Origin of the sequence: Xenorhabdus budapestensis (assembly GCF_002632465.1) — a bacterium.
GTDB classification, from domain to species: Bacteria; Pseudomonadota; Gammaproteobacteria; order Enterobacterales; family Enterobacteriaceae; genus Xenorhabdus; species Xenorhabdus budapestensis.
The window spans coordinates 1-23147 of the sequence record NZ_NIBS01000032.1 but is presented as its reverse complement, the minus strand read 5'-3'; the positions used below and the strand labels follow the sequence as shown (position 1 = coordinate 23147).

At 43.4% G+C, this 23147-nt stretch carries 20 protein-coding genes, 1 rRNA gene and 1 pseudogene; 4 read left to right on the top strand and 18 right to left on the bottom strand.

Translation table 11 applies throughout. From position 1 onward, the window contains the following. Window positions 1–319 precede the first annotated feature (319 nt). The 15 genes from glmS to asnC all read right to left on the bottom strand — a co-directional run bounded on the left by glmS (window position 320) and on the right by asnC (window position 15481). Window positions 320–2149 (bottom strand): glutamine--fructose-6-phosphate transaminase (isomerizing), encoded by a 1830-nt coding sequence (gene glmS, locus Xbud_RS17175; RefSeq protein ID WP_099137268.1) that lies wholly within the window; start codon window positions 2147–2149, stop codon window positions 320–322. A 259-nt stretch (window positions 2150–2408) separates the two neighbouring features. Beyond that, complete coding sequence (gene glmU, locus Xbud_RS17165; RefSeq protein ID WP_099137269.1) at window positions 2409–3788, bottom strand: bifunctional UDP-N-acetylglucosamine diphosphorylase/glucosamine-1-phosphate N-acetyltransferase GlmU; 1380 nt, start codon at window positions 3786–3788, stop codon at window positions 2409–2411. A 234-nt stretch (window positions 3789–4022) separates the two neighbouring features. After that, window positions 4023–4445, bottom strand: coding sequence for a F0F1 ATP synthase subunit epsilon (locus Xbud_RS17160; protein WP_047679041.1), 423 nt, complete (start codon window positions 4443–4445; stop codon window positions 4023–4025). 21 nt (window positions 4446–4466) lie between these two features. Continuing rightward, the gene (gene atpD, locus Xbud_RS17155) at window positions 4467–5849 is read right to left on the bottom strand and encodes a F0F1 ATP synthase subunit beta (protein WP_099137266.1); all 1383 of its coding nucleotides are present in this window, start codon (window positions 5847–5849) and stop codon (window positions 4467–4469) included. Window positions 5850–5883: 34 nt separating this feature from the next. After that, the gene (atpG, locus tag Xbud_RS17150; protein WP_038267015.1) at window positions 5884–6747 is read right to left on the bottom strand and encodes a F0F1 ATP synthase subunit gamma; all 864 of its coding nucleotides are present in this window, start codon (window positions 6745–6747) and stop codon (window positions 5884–5886) included. Window positions 6748–6819: 72 nt separating this feature from the next. Next, on the bottom strand, window positions 6820–8361 hold the full coding sequence (gene atpA, locus Xbud_RS17145) for a F0F1 ATP synthase subunit alpha (RefSeq protein WP_099137265.1): 1542 nt from the start codon (window positions 8359–8361) through the stop codon (window positions 6820–6822). Between the two features lie 14 nt (window positions 8362–8375). Further along, window positions 8376–8909 carry a F0F1 ATP synthase subunit delta gene (atpH, locus tag Xbud_RS17140; protein ID WP_099137264.1) on the bottom strand — a complete coding sequence of 178 codons (534 nt, stop codon included), beginning with the start codon at window positions 8907–8909 and terminating at the stop codon, window positions 8376–8378. 12 nt (window positions 8910–8921) lie between these two features. Then, the gene (atpF, locus tag Xbud_RS17135; RefSeq protein ID WP_099137263.1) at window positions 8922–9392 is read right to left on the bottom strand and encodes a F0F1 ATP synthase subunit B; all 471 of its coding nucleotides are present in this window, start codon (window positions 9390–9392) and stop codon (window positions 8922–8924) included. A 54-nt stretch (window positions 9393–9446) separates the two neighbouring features. Further along, window positions 9447–9689: a F0F1 ATP synthase subunit C gene (gene atpE, locus Xbud_RS17130; protein ID WP_099137262.1), complete on the bottom strand. Its 243-nt coding sequence runs from the start codon at window positions 9687–9689 to the stop codon at window positions 9447–9449. A 50-nt stretch (window positions 9690–9739) separates the two neighbouring features. Next, a complete protein-coding gene (gene atpB, locus Xbud_RS17125) occupies window positions 9740–10564 on the bottom strand; it encodes a F0F1 ATP synthase subunit A (protein ID WP_099137261.1) in 825 nt (274 codons plus the stop codon). A gap of 31 nt (window positions 10565–10595) precedes the next feature. After that, window positions 10596–10973, bottom strand: coding sequence for a F0F1 ATP synthase subunit I (atpI, locus tag Xbud_RS17120; protein WP_099137260.1), 378 nt, complete (start codon window positions 10971–10973; stop codon window positions 10596–10598). 609 nt (window positions 10974–11582) lie between these two features. After that, window positions 11583–12203 carry a 16S rRNA (guanine(527)-N(7))-methyltransferase RsmG gene (rsmG, locus tag Xbud_RS17115; protein ID WP_099137259.1) on the bottom strand — a complete coding sequence of 207 codons (621 nt, stop codon included), beginning with the start codon at window positions 12201–12203 and terminating at the stop codon, window positions 11583–11585. A gap of 12 nt (window positions 12204–12215) precedes the next feature. Next, entirely contained in the window at window positions 12216–14105 is a 1890-nt protein-coding gene (mnmG, locus tag Xbud_RS17110) for a tRNA uridine-5-carboxymethylaminomethyl(34) synthesis enzyme MnmG (RefSeq protein ID WP_099137258.1), read from the bottom strand. A 382-nt stretch (window positions 14106–14487) separates the two neighbouring features. Further along, window positions 14488–14928, bottom strand: a complete 441-nt coding sequence (mioC, locus tag Xbud_RS17105) for an FMN-binding protein MioC (RefSeq protein WP_099137257.1) — start codon at window positions 14926–14928, stop codon at window positions 14488–14490. 91 nt (window positions 14929–15019) lie between these two features. Beyond that, window positions 15020–15481: a transcriptional regulator AsnC gene (gene asnC, locus Xbud_RS17100; RefSeq protein WP_099137256.1), complete on the bottom strand. Its 462-nt coding sequence runs from the start codon at window positions 15479–15481 to the stop codon at window positions 15020–15022. A gap of 166 nt (window positions 15482–15647) precedes the next feature. Between asnC and asnA the strand changes: the two genes are divergently transcribed. Further along, window positions 15648–16640, top strand: a complete 993-nt coding sequence (gene asnA / locus Xbud_RS17095) for an aspartate--ammonia ligase (protein ID WP_099137255.1) — start codon at window positions 15648–15650, stop codon at window positions 16638–16640. A gap of 36 nt (window positions 16641–16676) precedes the next feature. Here asnA and viaA read toward each other — a convergent pair whose 3' ends face one another. Together viaA and ravA are read right to left on the bottom strand one after the other, a co-directional pair. Then, window positions 16677–18134: an ATPase RavA stimulator ViaA gene (gene viaA / locus Xbud_RS17090; RefSeq protein WP_099137254.1), complete on the bottom strand. Its 1458-nt coding sequence runs from the start codon at window positions 18132–18134 to the stop codon at window positions 16677–16679. Window position 18135: 1 nt separating this feature from the next. Then, entirely contained in the window at window positions 18136–19641 is a 1506-nt protein-coding gene (gene ravA / locus Xbud_RS17085; RefSeq protein ID WP_099137253.1) for an ATPase RavA, read from the bottom strand. A 263-nt stretch (window positions 19642–19904) separates the two neighbouring features. Between ravA and rbsK the strand changes: the two genes are divergently transcribed. After that, window positions 19905–20834, top strand: a complete 930-nt coding sequence (rbsK, locus tag Xbud_RS17080) for a ribokinase (RefSeq protein WP_099137252.1) — start codon at window positions 19905–19907, stop codon at window positions 20832–20834. 11 nt (window positions 20835–20845) lie between these two features. Continuing rightward, a pseudogene (locus Xbud_RS17075) lies at window positions 20846–21002 on the top strand (LacI family DNA-binding transcriptional regulator); the annotation flags it as partial. Between the two features lie 139 nt (window positions 21003–21141). Here Xbud_RS17075 and mdtD read toward each other — a convergent pair. Continuing rightward, entirely contained in the window at window positions 21142–22539 is a 1398-nt protein-coding gene (mdtD, locus tag Xbud_RS17070) for a multidrug transporter subunit MdtD (protein ID WP_099137251.1), read from the bottom strand. 527 nt (window positions 22540–23066) lie between these two features. Between mdtD and Xbud_RS17060 the strand changes: the two genes are divergently transcribed. Continuing rightward, window positions 23067–23147, top strand: a 16S ribosomal RNA gene (locus tag Xbud_RS17060); the annotation flags it as partial.

Sequence of the window (23147 nt, the reverse complement as noted above, 5' to 3'; positions counted from 1 at the left end):
GGGCTGATTGCTTACTGCCTTAAATGGAAAAAGCCATCACTGAACATTTTCTATTCGGAAAACGATTTTTCAATGACAGCTTAAACAGAATTCGGGTTAGTTAGGTAATAGAAATTTTGGCTGTCAAATCGCATAGAAACAACCGAAACTGTGAGTCTTTTGAAGATTTATTGAGTGTAGTTTAGACATCGCTCATTACGTGAAAATAACTATGATCTGTTTTCAGAAAGGTAATAATAAGTTAGTTACGTGCAAACTCCCCAAACGCTGTGAGATCTGCCTTCATAAGACAGATCTCTGACAGTTAACTACAACACCATTACTCCACCGTCACCGACTTTGCCAGATTACGTGGCTGATCAACATCTGTACCTTTGATCAATGCAACGTGGTAAGACAGCAATTGCAGTGGCACGGTATAGAAGATCGGGGCGATCAACTCTTCTACGTGTGGCAGGGAGATGATCTTCATGTTTGTGCTGTCGGTGAAACCGACGTCCTGATCTGCGAAGACGTACAGCAACCCACCACGGGCGCGGACTTCTTCGATATTAGATTTCAGTTTTTCCAGCAGCTCGTTGTTTGGTGCAACGATGATCACTGGCATATCCGCATCAATCAGCGCCAATGGGCCATGTTTCAACTCACCAGCAGCGTAGGCTTCGGCGTGAATGTAGGAAATCTCTTTCAGTTTTAGTGCACCTTCAACCGCGATCGGGTATTGATCGCCACGGCCGAGGAAAAGTGCGTGATGTTTTTCAGAGAAATCTTCAGCCAGTGATTCGATAACCTTGTCTTTCGACAACATGCTTTCAATGCGGCTTGGCAATGCATGCAGGGCATGAATAATATTTTGTTCGAGAGAAGCATCAGCGCCTTTCAAGCGTCCCATGTAAGCCACAAGCATCAGCAATACAGTTAACTGGGTAGTAAAGGCTTTGGTGGATGCGACTCCAATTTCTGCGCCCGCTTTGGTCATCAGAGCAAAGTCAGATTCGCGTACCAGAGATGAACCCGCTACGTTACAGATAGTCAGTGAAGTCAGATAACCCAACTCTTTGGATAAACGCAATGCTGCCAAAGTATCCGCTGTTTCACCGGATTGGGACAAAGTAATCAGCAAACTTCCTTTACGGCATGCAGGCTTGCGGTAACGGAATTCAGAGGCAATTTCCACATCACATGGAATACCTGCCAGTGATTCAAACCAGTAGCGTGAAACCATACCGGCATTGAAAGAAGTTCCACAGGCAACGATCTGGATATGTTCAACCTGAGAAAGTAATTCCTCTGCGTTAGCGCCCAACTCTGACAGATTTACTTCGCCATGGCTCAAACGGCCTTCCAGCGTGTTTTTAATTGCCATTGGCTGTTCGTAAATCTCTTTCTGCATGTAGTGACGGTAGATACCTTTATCACCAGCATCATACTGAACGTTGGATTCAATCTGCTCACGTTCAACCACTTCACCCTGCACATTAAAAATGCGAACAGTACGGCGGGTAATTTCTACAATGTCACCTTCTTCCAGATAGATAAAGCGGCGAGTCACAGGCAGTAATGCCAGTTGGTCAGATGCCAAGAAGTTTTCACCAACTCCCAAACCAACAACTAATGGGCTGCCAGAACGTGCCGCCACCAGTACGTCTGGTTGATGGCTATCCATAATTACGGTGCCATAAGCGCCACGCAATTGTGGGATAACACGCTGTACCACTTCCAGCAATGAGCCACCTTGTTGCTGTTCCCAGTGAACAAGATGAGCAATGGTTTCAGTATCGGTATCAGAAGAGAAGCTATAACCACGTGTTTTCAATTCTTCACGCAGTTCTTCATGGTTTTCAATAATACCGTTATGCACAACCGCAATATGTTTAGAAACATGAGGATGTGCGTTGCGCTCGCTTGGTTCTCCGTGTGTCGCCCAACGAGTATGAGCAATGCCAGTACCACCGATAACGGGCTGTTTATCCGCTTCATCAGCCAGCATCTGTACTTTGCCCACTTCACGCAGACGAGTTATCTGATTTTCGCTATCGACAATGGCCATGCCCGCAGAATCATAGCCACGGTACTCCAGACGACGAAGACCTTCTATCAATATTTCTGCTATATCACGCTGTGCTACTGCACCAACGATTCCACACATGTGTTTTATTCCTAAAAACAGGGCTAATAAGCGCCCTTTTTATGTCGTACAACCTGATTGTCTTACGGCAAATCGCGTTCTGGCTTTGCCGACCCCCGAGCTTTGTAGAGATGGGGTTACCCGTCGTCTTTCAAGCTGCCTCTTTGTTGGCTACGCTCACTCACCCCGGTCACATAGTTTGCTATGCTCCCAGGGATTCATTCCCTTGCCGCCGCGATGCAACTCGAAATCCATAGGGTATTATTGTTTTTTTTGTATTTTATTTTTTCTTAACAGGACGTTTCCAGCCCTGAATATGAGTTTGCCTGACACGGCTGATGACCAGCTCATTCTCAGCAACATCTTTTGTTACAGTAGTTCCTGCTCCAATGGTTGCACCTTTATCAACTTTCACAGGCGCAACAAACTGGCTATCAGAACCCACGAATACGTCATCGCCAATAATGGTTTTAAATTTATTAGCGCCATCATAGTTACAGGTAATGGTTCCTGCACCAATATTCACATTATTGCCAATTTCAGAATCACCAAGATAAGTCAGGTGCCCCGCCTTAGAACCTAAGCCGAGGAAGGATTTTTTCATTTCAACGAAATTGCCAACATGCGCTTTTTCCGCCAGTTTAGAACCTGGACGTAGACGAGCAAAAGGCCCCACAGTACATTCAGAGCCGATTTCAGAATCCTCAATGACAGTATAAGGGCTAATGACTGCGCCATCACCAATAACGCAATTTTTCAGAATACAGCCAGAGCCTATCTGAACGTTATTCCCCAATACAACATGACCTTCAATAATCACATTGGTATCAATGGTGATATCGCGACCATGTTCTAGTTTTCCGCGCAAATCAAAACGAGCCGGATCCAGCAACATTACGCCTGCCAGCAATAATTTTTCAGCCTGCTCAGACTGGTAAATACGTTCCAATGCAGAAAGTTGAAGGCGATTGTTAACTCCTTCCATTTCACTTAGACGGCATGGATGGACTGCTTTTATCTGACGACTTTCTTTGTGTGCGAGTGCAATAACATCAGTGAGATAATATTCACCCTGAGCATTATTGTTTTCCAATTTGGATAACCAGCGTTTCAAATCACCACCATTCGCAACCAAAATACCGGTGTTGATTTCGTTGATTTTACGCTGTTCGTCAGTCGCATCTTTTTGTTCAATAATGCCTGTCACTTCGCCATTTTCACGAATAATACGGCCATATCCGGTTGGATTATCCAAAATAGCTGTCAGTAAACCAATACCACCCTCTGGTTTAACCTTGATAAGACGCTCTAACGTATCTTCAGCAATCAGAGGCACGTCACCATAGAGGATCAGAATATCTTCATCATCCGCAAAGTGTGGTGCTGCCTGCTGCATTGCATGGCCAGTACCTAACTGTTCTGCTTGCAGTACCCAATTTAGTTTTTGGTTAGCAATTTTTTGGCTTGAAAGTGTTTGTTTCATCAAATCACCGCCATGCCCATACACCAGGTGAACTTGCTGAGCACCCAATGCCATTGCTGTATCAATAACATGCTGAACCATCGGCTTGCCTGCCAATAAGTGCAAAACTTTAGGGAGGTCAGAATACATCCGAGTTCCCTTGCCAGCGGCCAGAATAACAACACTTTTTGCACTCATCGGCTTAGGAGTAACTGGATTAGGAACAATTGCTTTGGGTGTAATAGACATAAGAAACCTGACAATTCCAATCTTAAGTATGAAAGTAAACCTGTTTACGAAATAAATTGCTACATATTTCGCAATGCAAAAAAGCCAGTTAGCTCTACTAACTGGCTTTTTATCTACTGCCTGTTCCCTTTATTTTCAAGTTATAGCTTGTGCGGCTGAAACCTGAAATTTATCGGGTCAATCCTACATCAGCTTTTTCGTCAGCTCGATTACACGAAGTTTTGCAATCGCTTTCGACAATTCAGCAGATGCCTGAGCATAATCAACATCGCCATGGGAGTTACGGATATGTTCTTCCGCCTTGCGCTTGGCTTCAAGCACTTTGGCTTCATCCAAATCCTTACCACGGATCGCTGTATCGGCCAGTACGATCACGCCGTTTGGCTGAACTTCCAGAATACCACCTGACAGGTAGATAAACTCTTCTTCACCAAACTGCTTAACAATACGTATCATGCCCGGTTTTATGGCAGTAAGCAGTGGTGTGTGCTGAGGATAAATCCCCAACTCACCTTCACTGCCAGTCACCTGAATTTTCTGTACCAGCCCTTCAAACATCAGTTTTTCAGCGCTGACTACGTTCAGGGAGAACGTCATTGCAGCCATATCAACCTCCCGTCAGCCGTATTAAAGCTTTTTCGCTTTTTCCACAGCTTCTTCGATGGTACCAACCATGTAGAACGCCTGCTCTGGCAGGTGGTCATAATCACCGTCCAGAATGCCTTTGAAGCCACGGATAGTGTCTTTCAGAGGGACGAACTTACCTGGTGAACCGGTAAATACTTCTGCAACGAAGAATGGCTGAGACAGGAAGCGCTGGATCTTACGAGCACGAGAAACAACCAGTTTGTCATCTTCTGACAGTTCATCCATACCCAGAATGGCGATAATGTCTTTCAGTTCCTGATAACGTTGCAGGATAGACTGAACACCACGAGCAACATCATAGTGCTCTTGACCAACAACAAGTGGGTCAAGCTGACGGCTGGTTGAATCCAGTGGGTCAACCGCCGGGTAAATACCCAGAGATGCGATCTGACGGCTCAATACGACAGTTGCGTCCAAGTGAGCAAAGGTTGTCGCTGGCGATGGGTCAGTCAAGTCATCCGCAGGAACGTAAACAGCTTGTACGGAAGTAATTGAACCCGTTTTGGTTGAGGTGATACGTTCTTGCAGAACACCCATCTCTTCCGCCAGTGTTGGCTGATAACCTACCGCAGATGGCATACGACCCAACAGTGCTGATACTTCTGTACCTGCCAGGGTATAACGATAAATGTTATCGACGAACAACAGAACGTCACGGCCTTCATCACGGAATTTTTCCGCCATAGTCAGACCAGTCAGAGCAACACGCAGACGGTTTCCTGGTGGCTCATTCATCTGACCGTATACCAAAGATACTTTGTCCAGTACGTTTGAATCTGTCATTTCATGATAGAAGTCGTTACCTTCACGGGTACGTTCACCAACACCGGCAAATACAGAATAACCGGAGTGTTCGACCGCGATGTTACGGATCAATTCCATCATGTTAACGGTTTTACCTACACCCGCACCACCGAACAGACCAACCTTACCCCCTTTTGCGAATGGGCAGATCAAGTCCATAACCTTAATACCGGTTTCCAGCAGTTCCTGAGAGTTAGACAACTCTTCATAGGTTGGTGCAGTTCGGTGAATTGACCAGCGCTCTTTTTCGCCAATCTCACCTTTCATATCAATTGGATCACCCAGTACGTTCATTATACGACCCAGTGTCGCTTCACCTACTGGTACTTCAATTGGATGCCCCAAATCAACTACGTCTAAATTACGGCGCAGACCATCAGAGGTACCCATTGCAATACAGCGAACGATACCGCCGCCTAACTGCTGCTGAACTTCCAGCACCAGTTTTTCTTCACCGTTTTTAACCTCAAGAGCATCGTACACTTTTGGTACGTTGTCCTGAGGGAATTCGACGTCCACCACGGCGCCGATTACCTGGATAATCTTTCCAGTAGCCATATTGAATCCTCTACGTAATTCGTAAACCTAGCTATTAAACCGCAGAAGCACCCGAAACGATTTCGGTGAGTTCCTGAGTGATGCTGGCCTGACGAGCCTTGTTGTAAACCAACTGTAACTCTTTGATCAGGTTGCCGCCGTTATCGGTTGCGGCTTTCATCGCTACCATTCGTGCGGCCTGTTCACTAGCCAGGTTTTCAACGACGCCCTGATAAACTTGCGATTCTATATAGCGGCGCAGCAGGGTATCCAACAGCGCCTTAGGATCAGGTTCATACAGATAATCCCAGGACTTCTTCTTCAGTGTTTCATCGTCTCCGGCTGGCAGAGGCAATAACTGAGTGATTGTCGGAACCTGAGACATTGTATTGTTGAACTTGTTTGTCACTATATACAATTTATCCAGACGCCCTTCGTCATATGCTTGCATCATGACGCTGACTGGCCCGATCAACTCGGACAATGATGGGTTATCTCCCATCCCTGTTACTTGGGCAACAATGTTGCCACCAACAGAAGAAAAGAAAGAAACCGCTTTTGATCCAATAAGTGCCAAATCAACCTGGACTTTTTTATCTGACCAGTCTTTCATTTCTATTAGCAATTTTTTGAACAAGTTAATGTTCAAACCGCCACATAAACCACGATCAGTCGAAACAACCACATACCCAACGCGTTTCACTTCACGCTCTTCAAGGTATGGGTGTTTATATTCCAGATTCCCTAACGCAAGGTGTCCAATCACGCTGCGAATGGTCTCTGCATAAGGACGGCTGGCCGCCATGCGATCCTGCGTTTTACGCATTTTGGACGCGGCGACCATTTCCATCGCTTTAGTGATTTTCTGCGTGTTTTGCACACTGGCGATTTTGGTACGTATCTCTTTTGCGCCGGCCATTTCTGCTTCTCCGAATTCAACCAGACGGCCCGTGTTTTTTCATTAAACAGAATCAAACAGGGCCGAATAGTGTTACCAGGACTGAGTCGCCTTGAAGGAATCCAACAGAGCTTTCAGCTTCGCTTCGATCTCTCCGTTGTAATCGCCAGACTGGTCAATCTCTTTCAGAAGATCAGCATGTTCATGGCTGGCATATGCCAACAGCGCAGATTCGAAACTGACCACTTTCGCGATTTCGACGTCTTCCAGATAGCCACGCTCAGCAGCAAACAGAGACAGCGCCTGTTGTGCGATGGACATTGGCTGATACTGTTTCTGTTTCAACAGCTCAGTTACTTTCTGACCGTGATCCAACTGTTTACGAGTCGCATCATCCAGATCAGAAGCAAACTGGGAGAATGCCGCCAGTTCGCGGTACTGAGCCAGAGCAGTACGGATACCACCGGACAGTTTCTTGATAATCTTGGTCTGAGCAGCACCACCTACACGGGATACGGAGATCCCCGGGTTAACTGCTGGACGAATACCTGCGTTGAACAAAGCAGATTCAAGGAAAATCTGACCATCGGTAATGGAGATAACGTTTGTCGGTACGAATGCAGAAACGTCACCAGCCTGGGTTTCGATGATTGGCAGAGCAGTCAGAGAGCCTGTTTTGCCTTTCACTTCGCCATTGGTGAATTTTTCAACATAGTCAGCGTTAACACGCGCTGCACGTTCCAACAGACGGGAGTGCAGATAGAAAACGTCACCCGGGAATGCTTCACGTCCAGGCGGACGGCGTAGCAACAGAGAAATCTGACGGTAAGCAACAGCCTGTTTAGACAGGTCATCATAAACAATCAGAGCATCTTCACCGCGATCACGGAAGTATTCACCCATCGCACAACCAGAATATGGTGCAAGGTATTGCAAAGCCGCAGATTCAGAAGCGGATGCAACAACAACGACGGTGTTTTCCAGTGCGCCGTGCTCTTCCAGTTTACGAACTACGTTAGCAATGGTAGAAGCTTTCTGACCAATCGCTACATAGATACATTTGATACCGGAATCACGTTGGTTAATGATCGCATCAATAGCCAGAGCAGTTTTACCCGTCTGACGGTCACCGATAACCAGCTCACGCTGACCACGGCCGATTGGGATCATGGCATCAACAGATTTGTAACCTGTCTGGACAGGCTGGTCAACGGATTGACGATCGATAACACCTGGAGCAATGACTTCAACAGGTGAGAAACCATCATGTTCAACAGCGCCTTTACCATCGATTGGCTCACCCAGTGTGTTAACAACACGACCAAGCAGACCACGACCAACAGGTACTTCCAAAATACGACCTGTACATTTGACTTTCATGCCTTCGGCCAAGTCAGCATACGGGCCCATCACAACAGCACCAACGGAGTCACGCTCCAGGTTCAGTGCAATTGCATAACGGTTGCCAGGCAAAGAGATCATTTCACCCTGCATAACATCGGCTAAACCGTGGATACGAATGATACCGTCGTTAACGGAAACAATCGTACCTTCATTGTGAGCTTCGCTCACGACATTGAACTGAGCAATACGCTGTTTGATCAGTTCGCTGATTTCGGTGGAATTCAGTTGCATATGCTCCAGTCCCCTTAAGACTGCAAGACGTCTGTTAAACGATCCAGACGGCCACGAATACTGCCATCGATCACCATGTCACCCGCACGGATAATCACGCCGGCAATAACAGACTTGTCAATTTTGCAATTCAGCTTCACTTTGCGTGACAGACGTTTTTCCATCGCCACAGAAATTTTAGCCTGCTGCTGCTCATTCAGTTCGGATGCAGATATCACTTCAACATCGATAGTTGATTCCAGTGACGCACGCAATTGGATAAATTGCTGGAAGACTTCTGGCAAAACCAGCAAGCGACCATTCTCTGCCATTACACGAATAAAGTTACGAGCATGCTCATCTACCTGCTCACCACAAATGGTGATAAAGGTATTGGCTAACGTTTCCGGTGCCAATGAACCGGAAAGCAGCTCACCAACCTGCTCATTGCGAGTTACCTCAGCAACGAACGCCAGCATGTTCTGCCAATGTTCGAGAGATTGGTGTTCCACAGCAAAGTCAAAAGCTGCTTTGGCGTAGGGGCGAGCTACAGTAGCGAATTCAGACATGCCCCTCCCTCCTTACAGTTCAGCGACCAGTTTATCAACGATGTCGCTGTTAGCAGCTTCATCCACGGAACGTTCGATGATTTTCTCGGCACCTGCGATAGCCAACATCGCAACCTGTTTACGTAGCTCTTCACGAGCGCGCTTGCGTTCAGCTTCAATTTCAGCCTGACCTTGCGCGAGGATTTTGCTGCGTTCCAGCTCAGCTTCGGCTCTGGCATCATCAATAATCTGGGCTTTTTGTTTATTAGCCTGCTCGATGATAGCGTGCGCATTCGCTTTCGCTTTTTTCAGTTGGTCGGTCGCATTGGCTTGCGCTAAGTCCAGGTTCTTTTTAGCACGCTCTGCTGAAGCCAAACCGTCAGCAATTTCTTTCTGACGCTTTTCAATGGCCGCCATGATTGGTGGCCATACATACTTCATACAGAACAAAACAAACAGGACAAACGCGATGGCCTGGCCGAGGATTGTTGCGTTAATATTCACGGCACAATACCTCTATTTCAATTAATGAATCGGCGTAATTTTCAGTTCTGCTAGTTAGTTAGTACCGACAGCGAACATCATATACAAGCCCAGGCCTACAGCGATCATCGGAATGGCGTCAACCAAACCCATAACGATAAAGAACTGAGTACGCAGCAGAGGGATCAGATCAGGCTGACGAGCAGCGCCTTCCAAGAATTTGCCCCCAAGGATGCCGATACCGATCGCAGCACCGATAGCAGCCAAACCCATCAGAATAGCGGCAGCTATGTACAGCAGATCCATGTTTATATCCATGACAGTCTCCAGTTTGTTTCAGTTAAAACATTATTAATGATTGATAGAAATTAATGCTCTTCAGATGCCATCGACAGATAAACGATCGTCAGAACCATGAAAATAAAGGCTTGTAACGTAATAATCAGTATGTGGAAAATCGCCCATGGCAGGCTGAGCATCCACTGTGACCAAAACGGTAAGAGAGCCGCAATAAGAATAAAGATCAGTTCGCCAGCATACATATTACCAAACAGTCGCAGACCGAGTGATATAGGTTTAGACAGCAAGCTAACCCCTTCCAGAATTAAGTTAATCGGAATAAACAGCGGATGATTGAAAGGCTGCAATGTCAGCTCCTTCGCAAAACCACTAATTCCTTTCATCTTAATGCTATAGAACAGGATGAGGACAAAGACTCCAAGTGCCATCGACAAGGTGACACTAACATCTGCTGTTGGAACAATACGCAGAGCAGGCAAGCCGAAGACACGTTCACCGATCAGAGGAATGAAATCGATTGGCAGCAAGTCCAACATGTTCATCAACAACACCCAGACGAACACAGTCAAAGCCAAAGGGGCAATCACTTTGCTCTTCCCGTGATACATATCACGTACAGTGTTATCAACGAAACCGATAATCATTTCTATTGCAGTCTGGAATTTACCCGGTACGCCATCAGTAGCGTGAACCGCGACTCTCCTGAATACAAACAGAAACAACATCCCTAATACAACGGAGAAAAAAAGCGAGTCAATGTTCAACGTCCAGAACGTTGCTTCATAGCCACTAGCGTGGGGATTGACCAACTCAAAAGTACGTAAGTCTAACTGAAGGTGTCTCAGATGGTGACTTATGTACTCTGAAGTTGAAACTTCTCCTGATGCAGACATGATGCTTTTTACCCTTTTATTGTTAAAAACACTAACCGTTCATTACGGCAGGTGCGATGATCTGCACAATCAGCACCGCTAAATAGGCTACACCAAGTGGTGCAAATGCCGCCTTGAACACCCCTAAGGCAACTATCAGCATAGCTATCGAAATGATAACCTTAATCCCTTCTCCAATAGCGAAGAACCATGCAATGCGTACAGGAACATCCTGCTCTTTTGCCTTTTGGAAATGGGTAAGCAACATAAAAATGACGTTTGGGAGCCAATATGCCAACCCACCAGCAAAAGCAAAAACACCCCATTCGATACTTTTGGTATAAAAAGCCGCACTGAGAATAACAAAAGTCATTAACTGCAAAAGTAACAGTTTCAGTGCAATTCTACCGCTATAAAGGGATACAGACATGACTTTTGTTTTCTCCCTGAAGTACACCATTGCATATCAAGCTTTGCTGAACGTTGTATAAAACTGTCTTTGTTTAAGAGTGTCAAGTGACAAAAACGTGCAAATTATACGGGCAGCCAAAATGAATTCAATCCATAAGTAGCGAAAAAGTGAATAATTATTTAAATTTCTAACTTTGATGGTAGATTGCTCACAAATACCATTTAATATTTTGTAACGATTAATCTATCGACTCAAAAATTAAACGTGATACATATCACACTAAATTAAGACATTAATACTACTAACCATTAAATATGTGATGAAAATCATTTATTTTTTCATATAAAATCAAACAATTAATATTATTGCTATCAATTTTTATCTGATATATCACTAAGAAATTTTAAAAGTTAATTTTGCACACTTTCTCTAAAATTTATTTATAAAGAAAATGGATACTCCTTCTTAAAAAGAACAATTTGCTCAATATAAAATTAAAGTTATTTTTCTGTGATCTATCCGTAAATAAAGATGAAACGATTGGAGTATATAATTAGTAACGCCCGAAACAATATAACTATGGTTAGCGTCACTAATTATTTAAACTTTTATTGATAAACAGCAAAGTCAGTTTTGTTTAAGTACAACCAAATGACGCTGCCCTTCTAGTTCTGGTATTTTCAGAGGGATCACGGCATCAAGGCTGATACCTGAAGGTAACTGAGCCAGCTCATCTTCTGGTAATACACCTTTCAGAGCATAAAAACGCCCATCATCAGTTTCAGGAAGATGATGACACCATGACAACATATCTTGTAAAGATGCAAAGGCTCTGCTGATCACGCCGTCAAAAAGCACTTCGGGAATAAACTCTTCTACCCTGCTCTGTATTGGTTCAATATTATTGAGGCCCAATTCATGTTGAACCTGAAGCAGAAAACGAACTCGTTTTCCCAAACTATCCAATAAGGTGAAATGAGAATCAGGTCGCACAATCGCCAATGGAATACCTGGCAAACCAGGCCCCGTACCAACATCAATAAACCGTGTTCCCTGCAAAAATGGATTAACGACAATGCTATCCATGATATGCCGGACTAACATCTGCTCAGGATCCCGAATAGATGTGAGATTGTAAGCCTTATTCCATTTGTTGAGCATAGCTACATAAGCAATAAGCTGTTGTTTCTGCTCCAACGATAAAACAATGTCGGTCTTCGCCAACAGAGATTCCAATTTGTTAAGCAAAGCTTTGTCCTCTTAGGCACTACGGCGCAATAAACCCTGTTTTTTCAGCCATACCAGTAAGATGGAGATCGCTGCTGGTGTGATACCAGAAATACGTGAAGCTTGACCAATTGAATTTGGTTTATGGTCACTTAGTTTTGCAACAACTTCATTGGAAAGTCCACTGACTTGTTTATAATCCAGATCGGCAGGTAGTGCCGTGTTTTCATTGCGCAGTTGTTTTTCGATCTCTTCTTGCTGACGGGCAATATAACCTTCGTATTTAACTTGGATTTCAACCTGATCTGCCGCTTGAGGTTCTGTCAGCCCCGGAGCAAAACGTGGCATTGATGTCAGTAATTCGTAGTTCATTTCCGGGCGACGCAGTAAATCTTCACCATTGGCTTCTTTTGACAGTGGTGTTTTCAGCACTTGATTGATTTCATCCAAATTGTCAGATTTTGGATGAACCCAGATATCGCGTAAACGCTGACGCTCTTGTTCGATCATTTCAACTTTGCGGGAATAATGTTCCCAACGCAGATCATCAACTAACCCCAATTCACGACCTTTTTCAGTCAGACGAAGATCCGCATTGTCTTCACGTAACATCAAGCGATATTCTGCACGTGATGTGAACATCCGGTAGGGTTCTTTTGTTCCCAATGTGCATAGATCATCAACCAGAACACCAACATAGGCTTGATCACGACGAGGGAACCATCCTTCTTCATTCGTGGCATAACGGGCAGCATTTAGGCCTGCCAGCAATCCTTGTGCAGCGGCTTCTTCATAACCTGTCGTACCATTGATCTGCCCGGCAAAGAATAGACCGTTAATAAATTTACTTTCTAGTGTTTGTTTTAAATCACGTGGATCAAAGAAATCATATTCGATCGCGTAACCTGGACGAACAATGCGTGCATTTTCCATTCCTTTCATGGAGTGAACGATCTGCATTTGCACGTCAAACGGCAGACTGGTTGAGATCCCGTTCGGATAAATTTCGTTGCTGGTGAGTCCTTCTGGTTCAAGGAAGATCTGATGCGCGTTACGATCTGCGAAACGTATAACCTTATCTTCGATAGAAGGACAATAGCGTGGGCCGATCCCTTCAATGATCCCCGCATACATCGGGCTGCGATCCAAGTTATTCCGGATCACTTCATGGGTTTTTTCGTTGGTATGGGTGATGTAGCACGGGATCTGCTGCGGATGTTGATCCATGTTGCCTATGAATGAGAATACAGGTGTTGGGTTATCACCGAATTGTTGTTCGAGCTGGCTAAAATCAATGGTTCGAGCATCGATACGAGGTGGAGTACCCGTTTTCAGACGAGAAACACGTAAAGGTAATTCACGTAAACGATGTGATAAAACGATCGAAGGAGGATCACCAGCACGTCCGCCGCTGTAATTTTCTAAACCGATATGAATTTTTCCGTCAAGGAAAGTACCTACTGTCAGAACAATAGACTTTGCCTTAAATTTCAAACCCATACGTGTAACAACACCAATAACGGTATCACTTTCAACGATAAGATCTTCAACGGATTGTTGGAAGATCATTAAGTTAGATTGATTTTCTAATACAGTTCTTACTGCTTGTCGATACAGTACACGATCTGCTTGTGCGCGTGTAGCTCGAACAGCTGGACCTTTGCTAGCATTGAGTGTTCTGAACTGAATACCAGCTAGATCGGTTGCTTTTGCTATCAGACCGCCGAGTGCATCGATCTCTTTTACCAGATGCCCTTTACCGATCCCACCAATGGCTGGATTACATGACATCTGGCCCAAAGTATCAATATTGTGAGTCAGTAATAAGGTTTGACGTCCCATACGTGCAGCTGCCATTGCTGCTTCAGTACCAGCGTGACCACCGCCGATAATGATGACGTCAAAATGCTCTGGATAAAACATATGCGAACCTTTAATTGTAAGAATGCTTCGTATGAATTTGCATTGGGGAGGGTAATTCTACTCAAGTTTGGGCGTTAGACCAAGTAAGAGTTGATCATCATTATTTAAAATAAGATCTTTTTATTTAAAGATCTTTTTATTAGATCTTTTATTAGGATCACGATCATCTGTGGATAAGTGAATTTTATATAGAAAGATCATAGCGCTGAAAAGGATCATTTGCTGTGAATGATCCGTGATCCAACACAGTATAAGCTGGGATCTAAAAGCCATGTTATTCACAGCTGATAGATTTAATCTCAGTTATTAAATGGATAACTACGAGTTAACCCCTGTTTTTTATCAAAGTTATCCACAGTTGATCGCTATATTTTTAATCTGATCAGAGTAACTTTGCCCACTCTTTGACCCATTCTTCGGCTGGATCTTCAGGTATTTCGTATTGTTGGATGTCTATTTCCAGTCGATCGCCGATCCTTTTTGCTTTGTGATCTTCCAATAACTGCTCTAATGATCTTATAGCGCCACAGAATGTGTCATATTCAGAACTACCAATGCCAACTGCGCCAAATGTCACACGACTGAGATCAGGGTGCTGTTGTATGATCGCATCTGCAAAAGATTGTAGGTTTTCCGGTAAATCGCCAGCTCCGTGTGTTGATGTGACTACAAGCCACAGCCCTTCCAGAGGAAGATCATCTAATGAAGGGCCGTGCAGTACTTTTGTTGAAAAACCGTGATTCTCTAAGATCTCAGCTATATGTTCAGCAACGTATTCAGCGCTACCCATAGTACTGCCGCTGATTAAAGTTATCGTGCTCATTGTGATCCTTGTTAACGTTAAAGAATAACTATTGTACGTTGTGAATCTTCTGGGATCTACTTGTGGATAATGTGGTTATGTGCTTTTCATTTCAGGGTCTTATTGTCCTCATAATCGGATTTTGCAGGGAGATCAACGTCTCTGTTGACTGAATTTCTTCAATAGTCTGGATCTTATTGATAAGTACATCCTGGAGAGATTCGATAGAACGACACATTACCTTGATAAATATACTGTAATGCCCAGTGGTGTAATAGACTTCAACCACTTCATCTAGCTTATCGAGTTTCTGTAATGCAGCCGGATAATCCTTGGCACTTTTCAGGATGATGCCGATAAAGCAGCACACATCGAATCCTAGTTGCTTGGCACTGATGTCAACTCGGGTACCTGAAATAATCCCTGCTTGTTTCATTTTTTCCACACGGACATGGATTGTCCCTGGGCTGACTGCGAATTTTTTGGCTAATTCTGCATAAGGTGTACGTGCGTTATCCATCAAAGCGTGAAGGATGTCACGGTCTAAATTATCGATCTGATAAATTTCCGTCATTTTTAATCCCTATTTTTAAATGATATTCATTTTTATAGTGTAAAAATTATCGTTTATAAATATTTATAGATATTTTTATTATCATATATTGAATTTATACCCAATTTTGTTGCTTAATCTATATCAACAGGACACAGGGTCACTAAAAAATTTTGAGAGTAGCATCATGAAAACATCCTTTATTGAAAAACAGCAACAGATTAGTTTTGTGAAATCTTACTTTTCACGCCTGCTAGAGAAGCAACTTGGTTTAATCGAAGTGCAAGGGCCAATTTTGAGCCGTCTTGGTGATGGAACTCAGGACAACCTGTCAGGCCACGAGAAAGCTGTACAGGTGAAAGTTAAGACATTGCCTGATGCAACTTTTGAAGTGGTTCATTCTCTGGCTAAATGGAAACGCAAGACGTTAGGTCGCTTTGGTTTTCAAGCAGAACAAGGGTTGTATACTCACATGAAAGCCTTGCGTCCTGATGAGGATCGCTTGACTCCGATCCATTCGGTCTTTGTTGATCAGTGGGATTGGGAAAAAGTGGTTGGTGAAGGTCACCGCTCACTCGACTATCTAAAACAGACAGTAGGTAAAATCTACGAAGCGATAAAAGAAACACAACAAGCAGTAAGTAAGGAATTTGGTCTGGCACCGTTCCTGCCAGATCAAATTCACTTCATTCACAGTGAAGAGCTTCTGAAACGTTACCCTGGTCTGGATGCTAAAGGTCGTGAGTGTAAAGCAGCCAAAGAATTTGGTGCTATTTTCCTGATGGGGATTGGCGGTAAGTTGTCCGATGGTCAGGCACATGATGTTCGTGCACCGGACTATGATGATTGGACGACACCAAACAGCGATGGTTTTTTAGGTCTGAACGGTGACATTATCGTCTGGAACCCTGTTTTGCAGGATGCGTTTGAAATTTCTTCAATGGGTATCCGCGTTGATGTTGAAGCATTGGAACGTCAACTTGTACTGACTGGTGATGAAGAGCGTTTGCAATACGACTGGCATCAGTCTCTGCTAAAAGGTGACATGCCACAGACCATCGGTGGTGGTATTGGCCAATCTCGCTTAGTGATGTTGCTGTTGCAAATGACACACATTGGTCAGGTTCAGTGTGGTGTTTGGTCACCAGAGATCATTGAATCTGTTGAAGGTGTGCTGTAAGGCTGTGTTATAAATTTTAGTCGGATGGTTTTTGGCTCAATGCTGCCATCTTCGTAGTAAACGGCTTGTAATTCCGGTATCAAAGCGCCAAATATGATCAAATATCCGCATGATACCGGGCTTCCCGTAATTGGACAGGGATACCGCATGGAAGCGGTGTTTTTGGTGCTGTTGCAGATTTTGTATCTGATGGATTAGCTCTTCCGGCAAACGCTGGGCAATGAAATCTGAAATAACAACAGCGTCAGCATTTCTCCAGATAGACTCTTTCATTTTCTCCGTTACGGTCTTAAGGCAGAAGGCCAGATCGGTTCCCCCTCTAAATGTTTGCCCCAGAAAATGTACAATTTGAGTCAGCCCGTCCTGTGATGTTAAGTCATAATGAATAATCTCAGTAGAGAACAATATAATATGGCATTGACGGTTATCAGCCAGAGCAATGCGCATCAAGGCCAGACAGAATGCTTTGGCACAACGCTCATTGAACCCTCCCATTGAGCCAGAAGTATCTACACAGGCAATAAATGGTCCCCGGGGTTGTTCTTCATTGCCATGGTGAATAACGGGTTTTAATACGGTTTTTGTTTGCCAGTTATCCCCTTGTAGACGATAAGTCAGTAATTTTTTTTCTATCAGCCGACGATAAAAATCGTACTCCAGATCCTTAATTCCCAACATGACCAGCTCTGTGGGTAAAAGTCTCAGGATATCGTCACCCTGCTGGAGTCCGTTTATCTGCTCCGGTACAGTATCTGGCATACGTTCAATTTTGGGGAAGGCTTCCAGGACAGAGCTATCTTTTGGAATTGATTTAGCAGTTTGGTTACGGCCTAGTAATTGGGCCAGCTTTTCCAATTCAGATTGTTGCCTGAGGAACTCAGCATATTGAGTGATTAATGATATTTTATATGCTGCCAGATGAAGTTGCCCTTTGCTCATATCCCATAATCGTCCCGCTGCACGATCATTTTCATTAAATATTGGATTGAGGCTACTGGTGAGCTCCAATCGTTTCTGGAGCTCTGCCAGCAACTGATCTTTTTCTTGTTCCAGTAGTATTCTGTGAAATTTTGTGACCTGTAGGATCAAACTGCTGCGCCAGCGTTGAATAAACAACATATGTCCTGCATGGCTGTGTTGAGATAATGTTTCGTACAACGTGTAAGCATCATTAGCAAAAGGAGACTGGATTTGCTGGAGTTTTTCGACAAGCTGAGGAAGTTGCCGATAAAAAACAGCAGCTTCTGTGATTGCTATTTGTTGATATAACTGAAATTCTTCGGCTAAAAGAACAGGAATAATGGCATCTTTGATCCTTTGCTGTAATGTTTGTTGCCAGTCTGGAATGTTTTTCTGTAATGATTTATTAAGGTTGGGGAATTTTTTAAAGAAAATTACCAATTGAGGGGAACTTAATAGCGTTGAGATAGTTTCCTCTATCAATTCACCTTCATTAATAGCGAGCAAAAGATCAAGTGTTGTCAGAGTTAGCATGTCACGACCCCATTTTTGATCGTAGCTGTTTTAACCTTTCGGTTAATTGGAGAAAACTTTGCTCAATATTGGCAATCCAGTATTCTTCTATAAATAAGCAGGGTTGATGTTGGTTAAATAATTGGTGTTGTTGTTGAATTTCGTCATGTATAGAAAACCATTTTTCATTCCATAGCACTTTTTTCTTTTCTTCCAGAATTGTCTGTTGCTCAAATCGGCATAAAACTGCACTGTTTCGGCTGGTATCCAGAACTTCAATCTGATTTTTTTCATTGATTTCGAAAGGGATTTTTTGTGGAAAACCCATCCCGTTTAATTGAATAAGCAATACTCCATTGTTATTTTTAAGTGAATTTTCCAGTGCGCTTTTATCTATTTCGATAAAGTTAACAGCAAGATCATGTAGGTTTAATGAAGGATACAGAAATAGTGTCAGCTTTTTTTCATGGATATTTTCCGGGAGAATATAGTGGGTATGACGACCAAAAAATGATGATTTCGTGATTAGTTGTAAGGGGAAATGATGATTTTCATATTGTCTGGAGTTTACCCACTGTTGGTATAACTCATCCATTTTTTGCATCAAGACACGTTGTTGATAAGCTTGGTCTGTCAGTAAGTTATGCAGGATTTGTGGCAGATATTTTAAGCTATTTAGATCGTGCCACAGGCAATTTTTTAATAACACCAGATCCAGTGGAGATATACTGTTTCTCCCACTGAAAAATGCACTAGCTTGTAGCAAACGAATGGATTTTTTCCATCGGCGATCCGATACGCGGGAGGCATTTTCTGTAGCATTAATTTGCTGACGCAGTTGATAGATCAACTCGAAAATAGGATCCGGCAAAGAGATGTGGCTTATTTTCTCCTGCCATTGATCAAACTCTTCATCTGTAATTTGAAAATGATCTGGTACAGGATTGGCGTTTCTATCACAGTGATCGGTGAGTAGAGCACGAAAACTTTTCTTTTCTTGAATATTGTCCAGCCGGAGGCGGATCAATAGGCGATCATAAAGGGCTTCCAGACTATTATCGGCATCAGGCAGTTCATTGGAAGCAGTGATCAACAACCTCATTGGTAACTGTTCTTCCTGATTACCATTTCTGAATTTTTTTTCATTAATTGCTGTTAGTAACGTATTCAAAATGGCAGGTCCCGCTTTCCAGATTTCATCCAGAAAAACAATCTCTGCTTCCGGTAAATAACCTTCAGTAAGGCGTTGGTAACGCCCTTCATCTTTGAGTGCTTGAATAGACAGGGGGCCGAAAATTTCTTCTGGAGTGGAAAAGCGTGTCATCAAATATTCAAAAGCATGGACTCGTTGAAAAGCGAATTTTAGCCGACGTGCGATCAGACTTTTAGCTATCCCTGGCGGGCCAAGAAGAAAAACACTTTCTCCACATAAGGCTGCCAGCAGGCAAAGACGAATAGCTTGTCGTCTTTCATATAGCCCACTTTCCAGATACTGGCTTAGCCTGGATATTTTCTCAACCAATTGCATACCGTGAACGCCGCAGTTTGAATAATTACCTCCATTTATTTATAGGTAAAATGTATTCTATGCAAAGACTTTAATGAGCGTTTATTGAGCTTTTGTTGTCCTGAGTTTACTCAGAGAATTGATCTAACATTAACCTAGGGGATACCTAATTCCCGTTGAATTAGGATTGGTTATCAAAAAATAATCGTTGTTATTTTGCGTGGCTGTCAGTTTTGATCGCTGTATTGTTATTAAGCAGACATTATTTAGCAGGAATAAATACAATGAGTATGGCAAAACTGGCCGTGATGGGTAGCATCAATGTCGATCACATCTTAAACCTCAAATCATTTCCTCAGCCGGGAGAAACCGTGCAAGGGGAGCAGTATCAGGTAGCATTCGGAGGAAAAGGGGCAAATCAGGCGGTTGCTGCTGGCCGTTGCGGGGCTGACATTACACTTATTGCTTGTGTTGGGCAGGATGATATTGGGGGACGGGTCCTCCAACAACTGGTGAAAGATAATATCAATACTTCTGCCATTGAAGTTATTGGGGGTGAATCAACTGGCGTAGCGCTGATTTTTGTCAATCAACAGGGAGAAAACGTCATTGGCATTAATGCCGGAGCGAATGGTGCGCTCACACCAGAATATCTCTGCCGTTATGAGCAAGTGATCAAAGACGCAGATGCATTGTTACTACAGCTTGAAACGCCATTGGACACAGTGCAACTTGCTGTGGAAATAGCGGAAAAACACAACACCAAAGTGATCTTGAATCCTGCTCCAGCCCAAAAAATCTCAGATCGGCTACTTTCTCTAGTGGATATTATCACTCCCAATGAAACAGAAGCAGAATATCTGACAGGATTCTCTGTAACAGATGATGCTGGAGCCGAAAAAGCAGCTCAGTCGTTGCATAATAAAGGCATCGAAACGGTTATCATCACGTTGGGAAGTCGTGGAGTATGGCTTAGCGAGAAAGGTAAACAAGGAAAAGTTGTATCCGGGTTTGAAGTAAAAGCCATTGATACGATTGCAGCAGGAGACACATTTAACGGTGTTTTAGTGACGGGATTATTGGAAGGGAAAGAAATATTATCGGCGATTCGTTTTGCTCATGCCGCGGCGGCAATAGCTGTGACACGTCATGGCGCGCAGCCTTCTGTTCCGTGGCGAAGTGAAATCAATGCATTTCTGGCTGAACAGGGTTAGTCCGTGGCTACATGAAGGACGTTGCCCGTCTTGCGGGTGTATCTACATCGACGGTTTCTCAATAACCGTTATGTCAATGAGAAGATCAAAAAGAGAGTCAATGCGGCTATTGAAGAGCTGAATTATGCGTCTTCCACGTTAGCCAGAAGTTTGAAAGTCAAACAAACCATCAACCAAAAGATCAATTGGGTAAATTAGCTATCGATATGTTTCTCTATAGAATGGATAAGCCGAATAGTTAACCGAAACAATTAGTACTGACGCCGAAACTTATTGAGCGTGATTCTGTAAGTCAGCGTTAACAACATCATTTTTTAGGTCGCTTTTTCTTAACCAAGTTGCTGCCATCCTCTTTATTTAAGAGCATAAAGATGAAAGCAGAAACCAGAGTAATCGAACCTATAGTGATAAACGTATAGTGAAAGTGATCTATTGTAGAACCATAACTTATTGATTCATAAAATCGCAGAATTGCGGCGCTGACTGTGACACCTAAACTGATGGATAGTTGTTGAGCTACCGCCAGCAGACTATTCCCGGCACTGGTATTATTCTCATTTAAGTCACCAAGAGTAATTGTGTTCATTGCTGTAAATTGAGTAGACATAACCATTCCCAATATAAATAGAGGAATGATCAAAAACACGAGTGACAATGCTGGTGATTGTAGCGAAAACTGGGAAATCATTAATCCAATAATAACAGTGACCCAAAATAGAGTATTTCTGTATCCGAATCTGGCCAGTATTTGGGTGACAAAAGATTTTGCTAAGATAGAACCAATAGCATTTGGTGCCATCATAATTCCTGCAATAATTGCTGAGTAACCAAAACCTACCTGTAGCATCAGTGGAATAAGAAAAGAAAGTGATCCTGTACTCAAACGAGTAGCAATATTACTGCCGATACCAACTGAAAATGTTCTGGTTTCAAATAACTTGAGATCAATAAGTGGATTGGGATGCCTTTTGGCATAGATACAATACCCAGACAGCATAATGATACCTGCAGCTAACATTGCTGCCGGAACATAATTAGACAACGTATCATTACCAAATAAATCCAGACTGACCGAAAGCATCACTAAGCCTGAGCTGAACATTATGAAGCCCGGAAAATCAAAGGGACTCTTTGGCATAGTAAAGTTGGGCATATGTTTTCTGGCGTAAATAATACCCAGTAAACCGATGGGTATATTGATAATGAATATCCAATGCCATGTTGCGTAAGTTACTAACACTCCTCCAAGAAGAGGGCCTAAAATTGGGCCAAGCAATCCTGGCATCGTGACAAAATTCAGAACGGATAGCAGTTCGCTACGTGGATAAGCCCGTAATAAGGCTAAACGAGCAACTGGCATCATCATAGCGCCCCCGATCCCTTGAACAACGCGTGCAATCACTAAAAAAGAGAGAGAATTGGATAATGCGCAGGCGAGAGAGCCTAAAGAAAAGAGGGATACGGCATAAATAAAAATCCGCCGAGTGCCAAATCTATCAGCCAACCAACCGCTGACAGGAATCAACATCGCTACAGTTAAAGTGTAACTGACGATAGCAGGCTGCATTGCTAGTGGAGAATGGTTAAGGCTTTTAGCAATTGCCGGCAGTGCTGTATTAAGGATTGTTGCATCCAGAGATTGCATAAAAAAAGCCATCGCTGCAATCCAAGGTAATCCCGACATACTGCGTGCGGATTTGACCATCAGATTTCCTGTCATGTTGCAATAATGATGATTTAGTAACTAAGTAACATTTTAATACATAAAAATATACCCAACAGATTTCGAGTTGCACCGCATGGATTTTAAAATTGTTGTCAATAGCACCATTTATTGAGTGAAAAAAGAACTTTTTTGCCGCTTTTGTTGAAAAAAAACGCGAACAGAAAAAAAATGCAAAAAAACTATTGTCAGCGCCGGAAAACGCCCTATAATGCGCATCCGTTGTCACGACAAACACACAAACAGGTCGGGATGACAGGAGTTAAAAGCCGCGAAAATAAAGGCTTGACTCCGGAGGCGAAAAGCGTAAGATACGCAGCCTCGCAACCCGGAACGAACGTTCGGTTGCACCGCTCTTTAACAAGTTAATCAGACAATCTGTGTGGGCACTCGCAGGACACTATCGAAAAGCCGCAAGGCAAAAAAGATTAAAGTCTTGAAGAGTGACTGAACAGTTAATTCATTATGAACTAACAGCAGACAGTTTAATTCTTTGAGCAGCAAACTTTTAATTGAAGAGTTTGATCATGGCTCAGATTGAACGCTGGCGGCAGGCCTAACACATGCAAGTCGGGCGGCAGCGGGAGGAA

Coding starts and splice junctions, on each gene's coding strand:
- glmS (WP_099137268.1), bottom strand. CDS start 2,149: ATGTGTGGAATCGTTGGTGCAGTAGCACAGCGTGATATAGCAGAAATA.
- glmU (WP_099137269.1), bottom strand. CDS start 3,788: ATGAGTGCAAAAAGTGTTGTTATTCTGGCCGCTGGCAAGGGAACTCGG.
- Xbud_RS17160 (WP_047679041.1), bottom strand. CDS start 4,445: ATGGCTGCAATGACGTTCTCCCTGAACGTAGTCAGCGCTGAAAAACTG.
- atpD (WP_099137266.1), bottom strand. CDS start 5,849: ATGGCTACTGGAAAGATTATCCAGGTAATCGGCGCCGTGGTGGACGTC.
- atpG (WP_038267015.1), bottom strand. CDS start 6,747: ATGGCCGGCGCAAAAGAGATACGTACCAAAATCGCCAGTGTGCAAAAC.
- atpA (WP_099137265.1), bottom strand. CDS start 8,361: ATGCAACTGAATTCCACCGAAATCAGCGAACTGATCAAACAGCGTATT.
- atpH (WP_099137264.1), bottom strand. CDS start 8,909: ATGTCTGAATTCGCTACTGTAGCTCGCCCCTACGCCAAAGCAGCTTTT.
- atpE (WP_099137262.1), bottom strand. CDS start 9,689: ATGGATATAAACATGGATCTGCTGTACATAGCTGCCGCTATTCTGATG.
- atpB (WP_099137261.1), bottom strand. CDS start 10,564: ATGTCTGCATCAGGAGAAGTTTCAACTTCAGAGTACATAAGTCACCAT.
- atpI (WP_099137260.1), bottom strand. CDS start 10,973: ATGTCTGTATCCCTTTATAGCGGTAGAATTGCACTGAAACTGTTACTT.
- mnmG (WP_099137258.1), bottom strand. CDS start 14,105: ATGTTTTATCCAGAGCATTTTGACGTCATCATTATCGGCGGTGGTCAC.
- mioC (WP_099137257.1), bottom strand. CDS start 14,928: ATGAGCACGATAACTTTAATCAGCGGCAGTACTATGGGTAGCGCTGAA.
- asnC (WP_099137256.1), bottom strand. CDS start 15,481: ATGACGGAAATTTATCAGATCGATAATTTAGACCGTGACATCCTTCAC.
- asnA (WP_099137255.1), top strand. CDS start 15,648: ATGAAAACATCCTTTATTGAAAAACAGCAACAGATTAGTTTTGTGAAA.
- viaA (WP_099137254.1), bottom strand. CDS start 18,134: ATGCTAACTCTGACAACACTTGATCTTTTGCTCGCTATTAATGAAGGT.
- ravA (WP_099137253.1), bottom strand. CDS start 19,641: ATGCAATTGGTTGAGAAAATATCCAGGCTAAGCCAGTATCTGGAAAGT.
- rbsK (WP_099137252.1), top strand. CDS start 19,905: ATGAGTATGGCAAAACTGGCCGTGATGGGTAGCATCAATGTCGATCAC.
- mdtD (WP_099137251.1), bottom strand. CDS start 22,539: ATGGTCAAATCCGCACGCAGTATGTCGGGATTACCTTGGATTGCAGCG.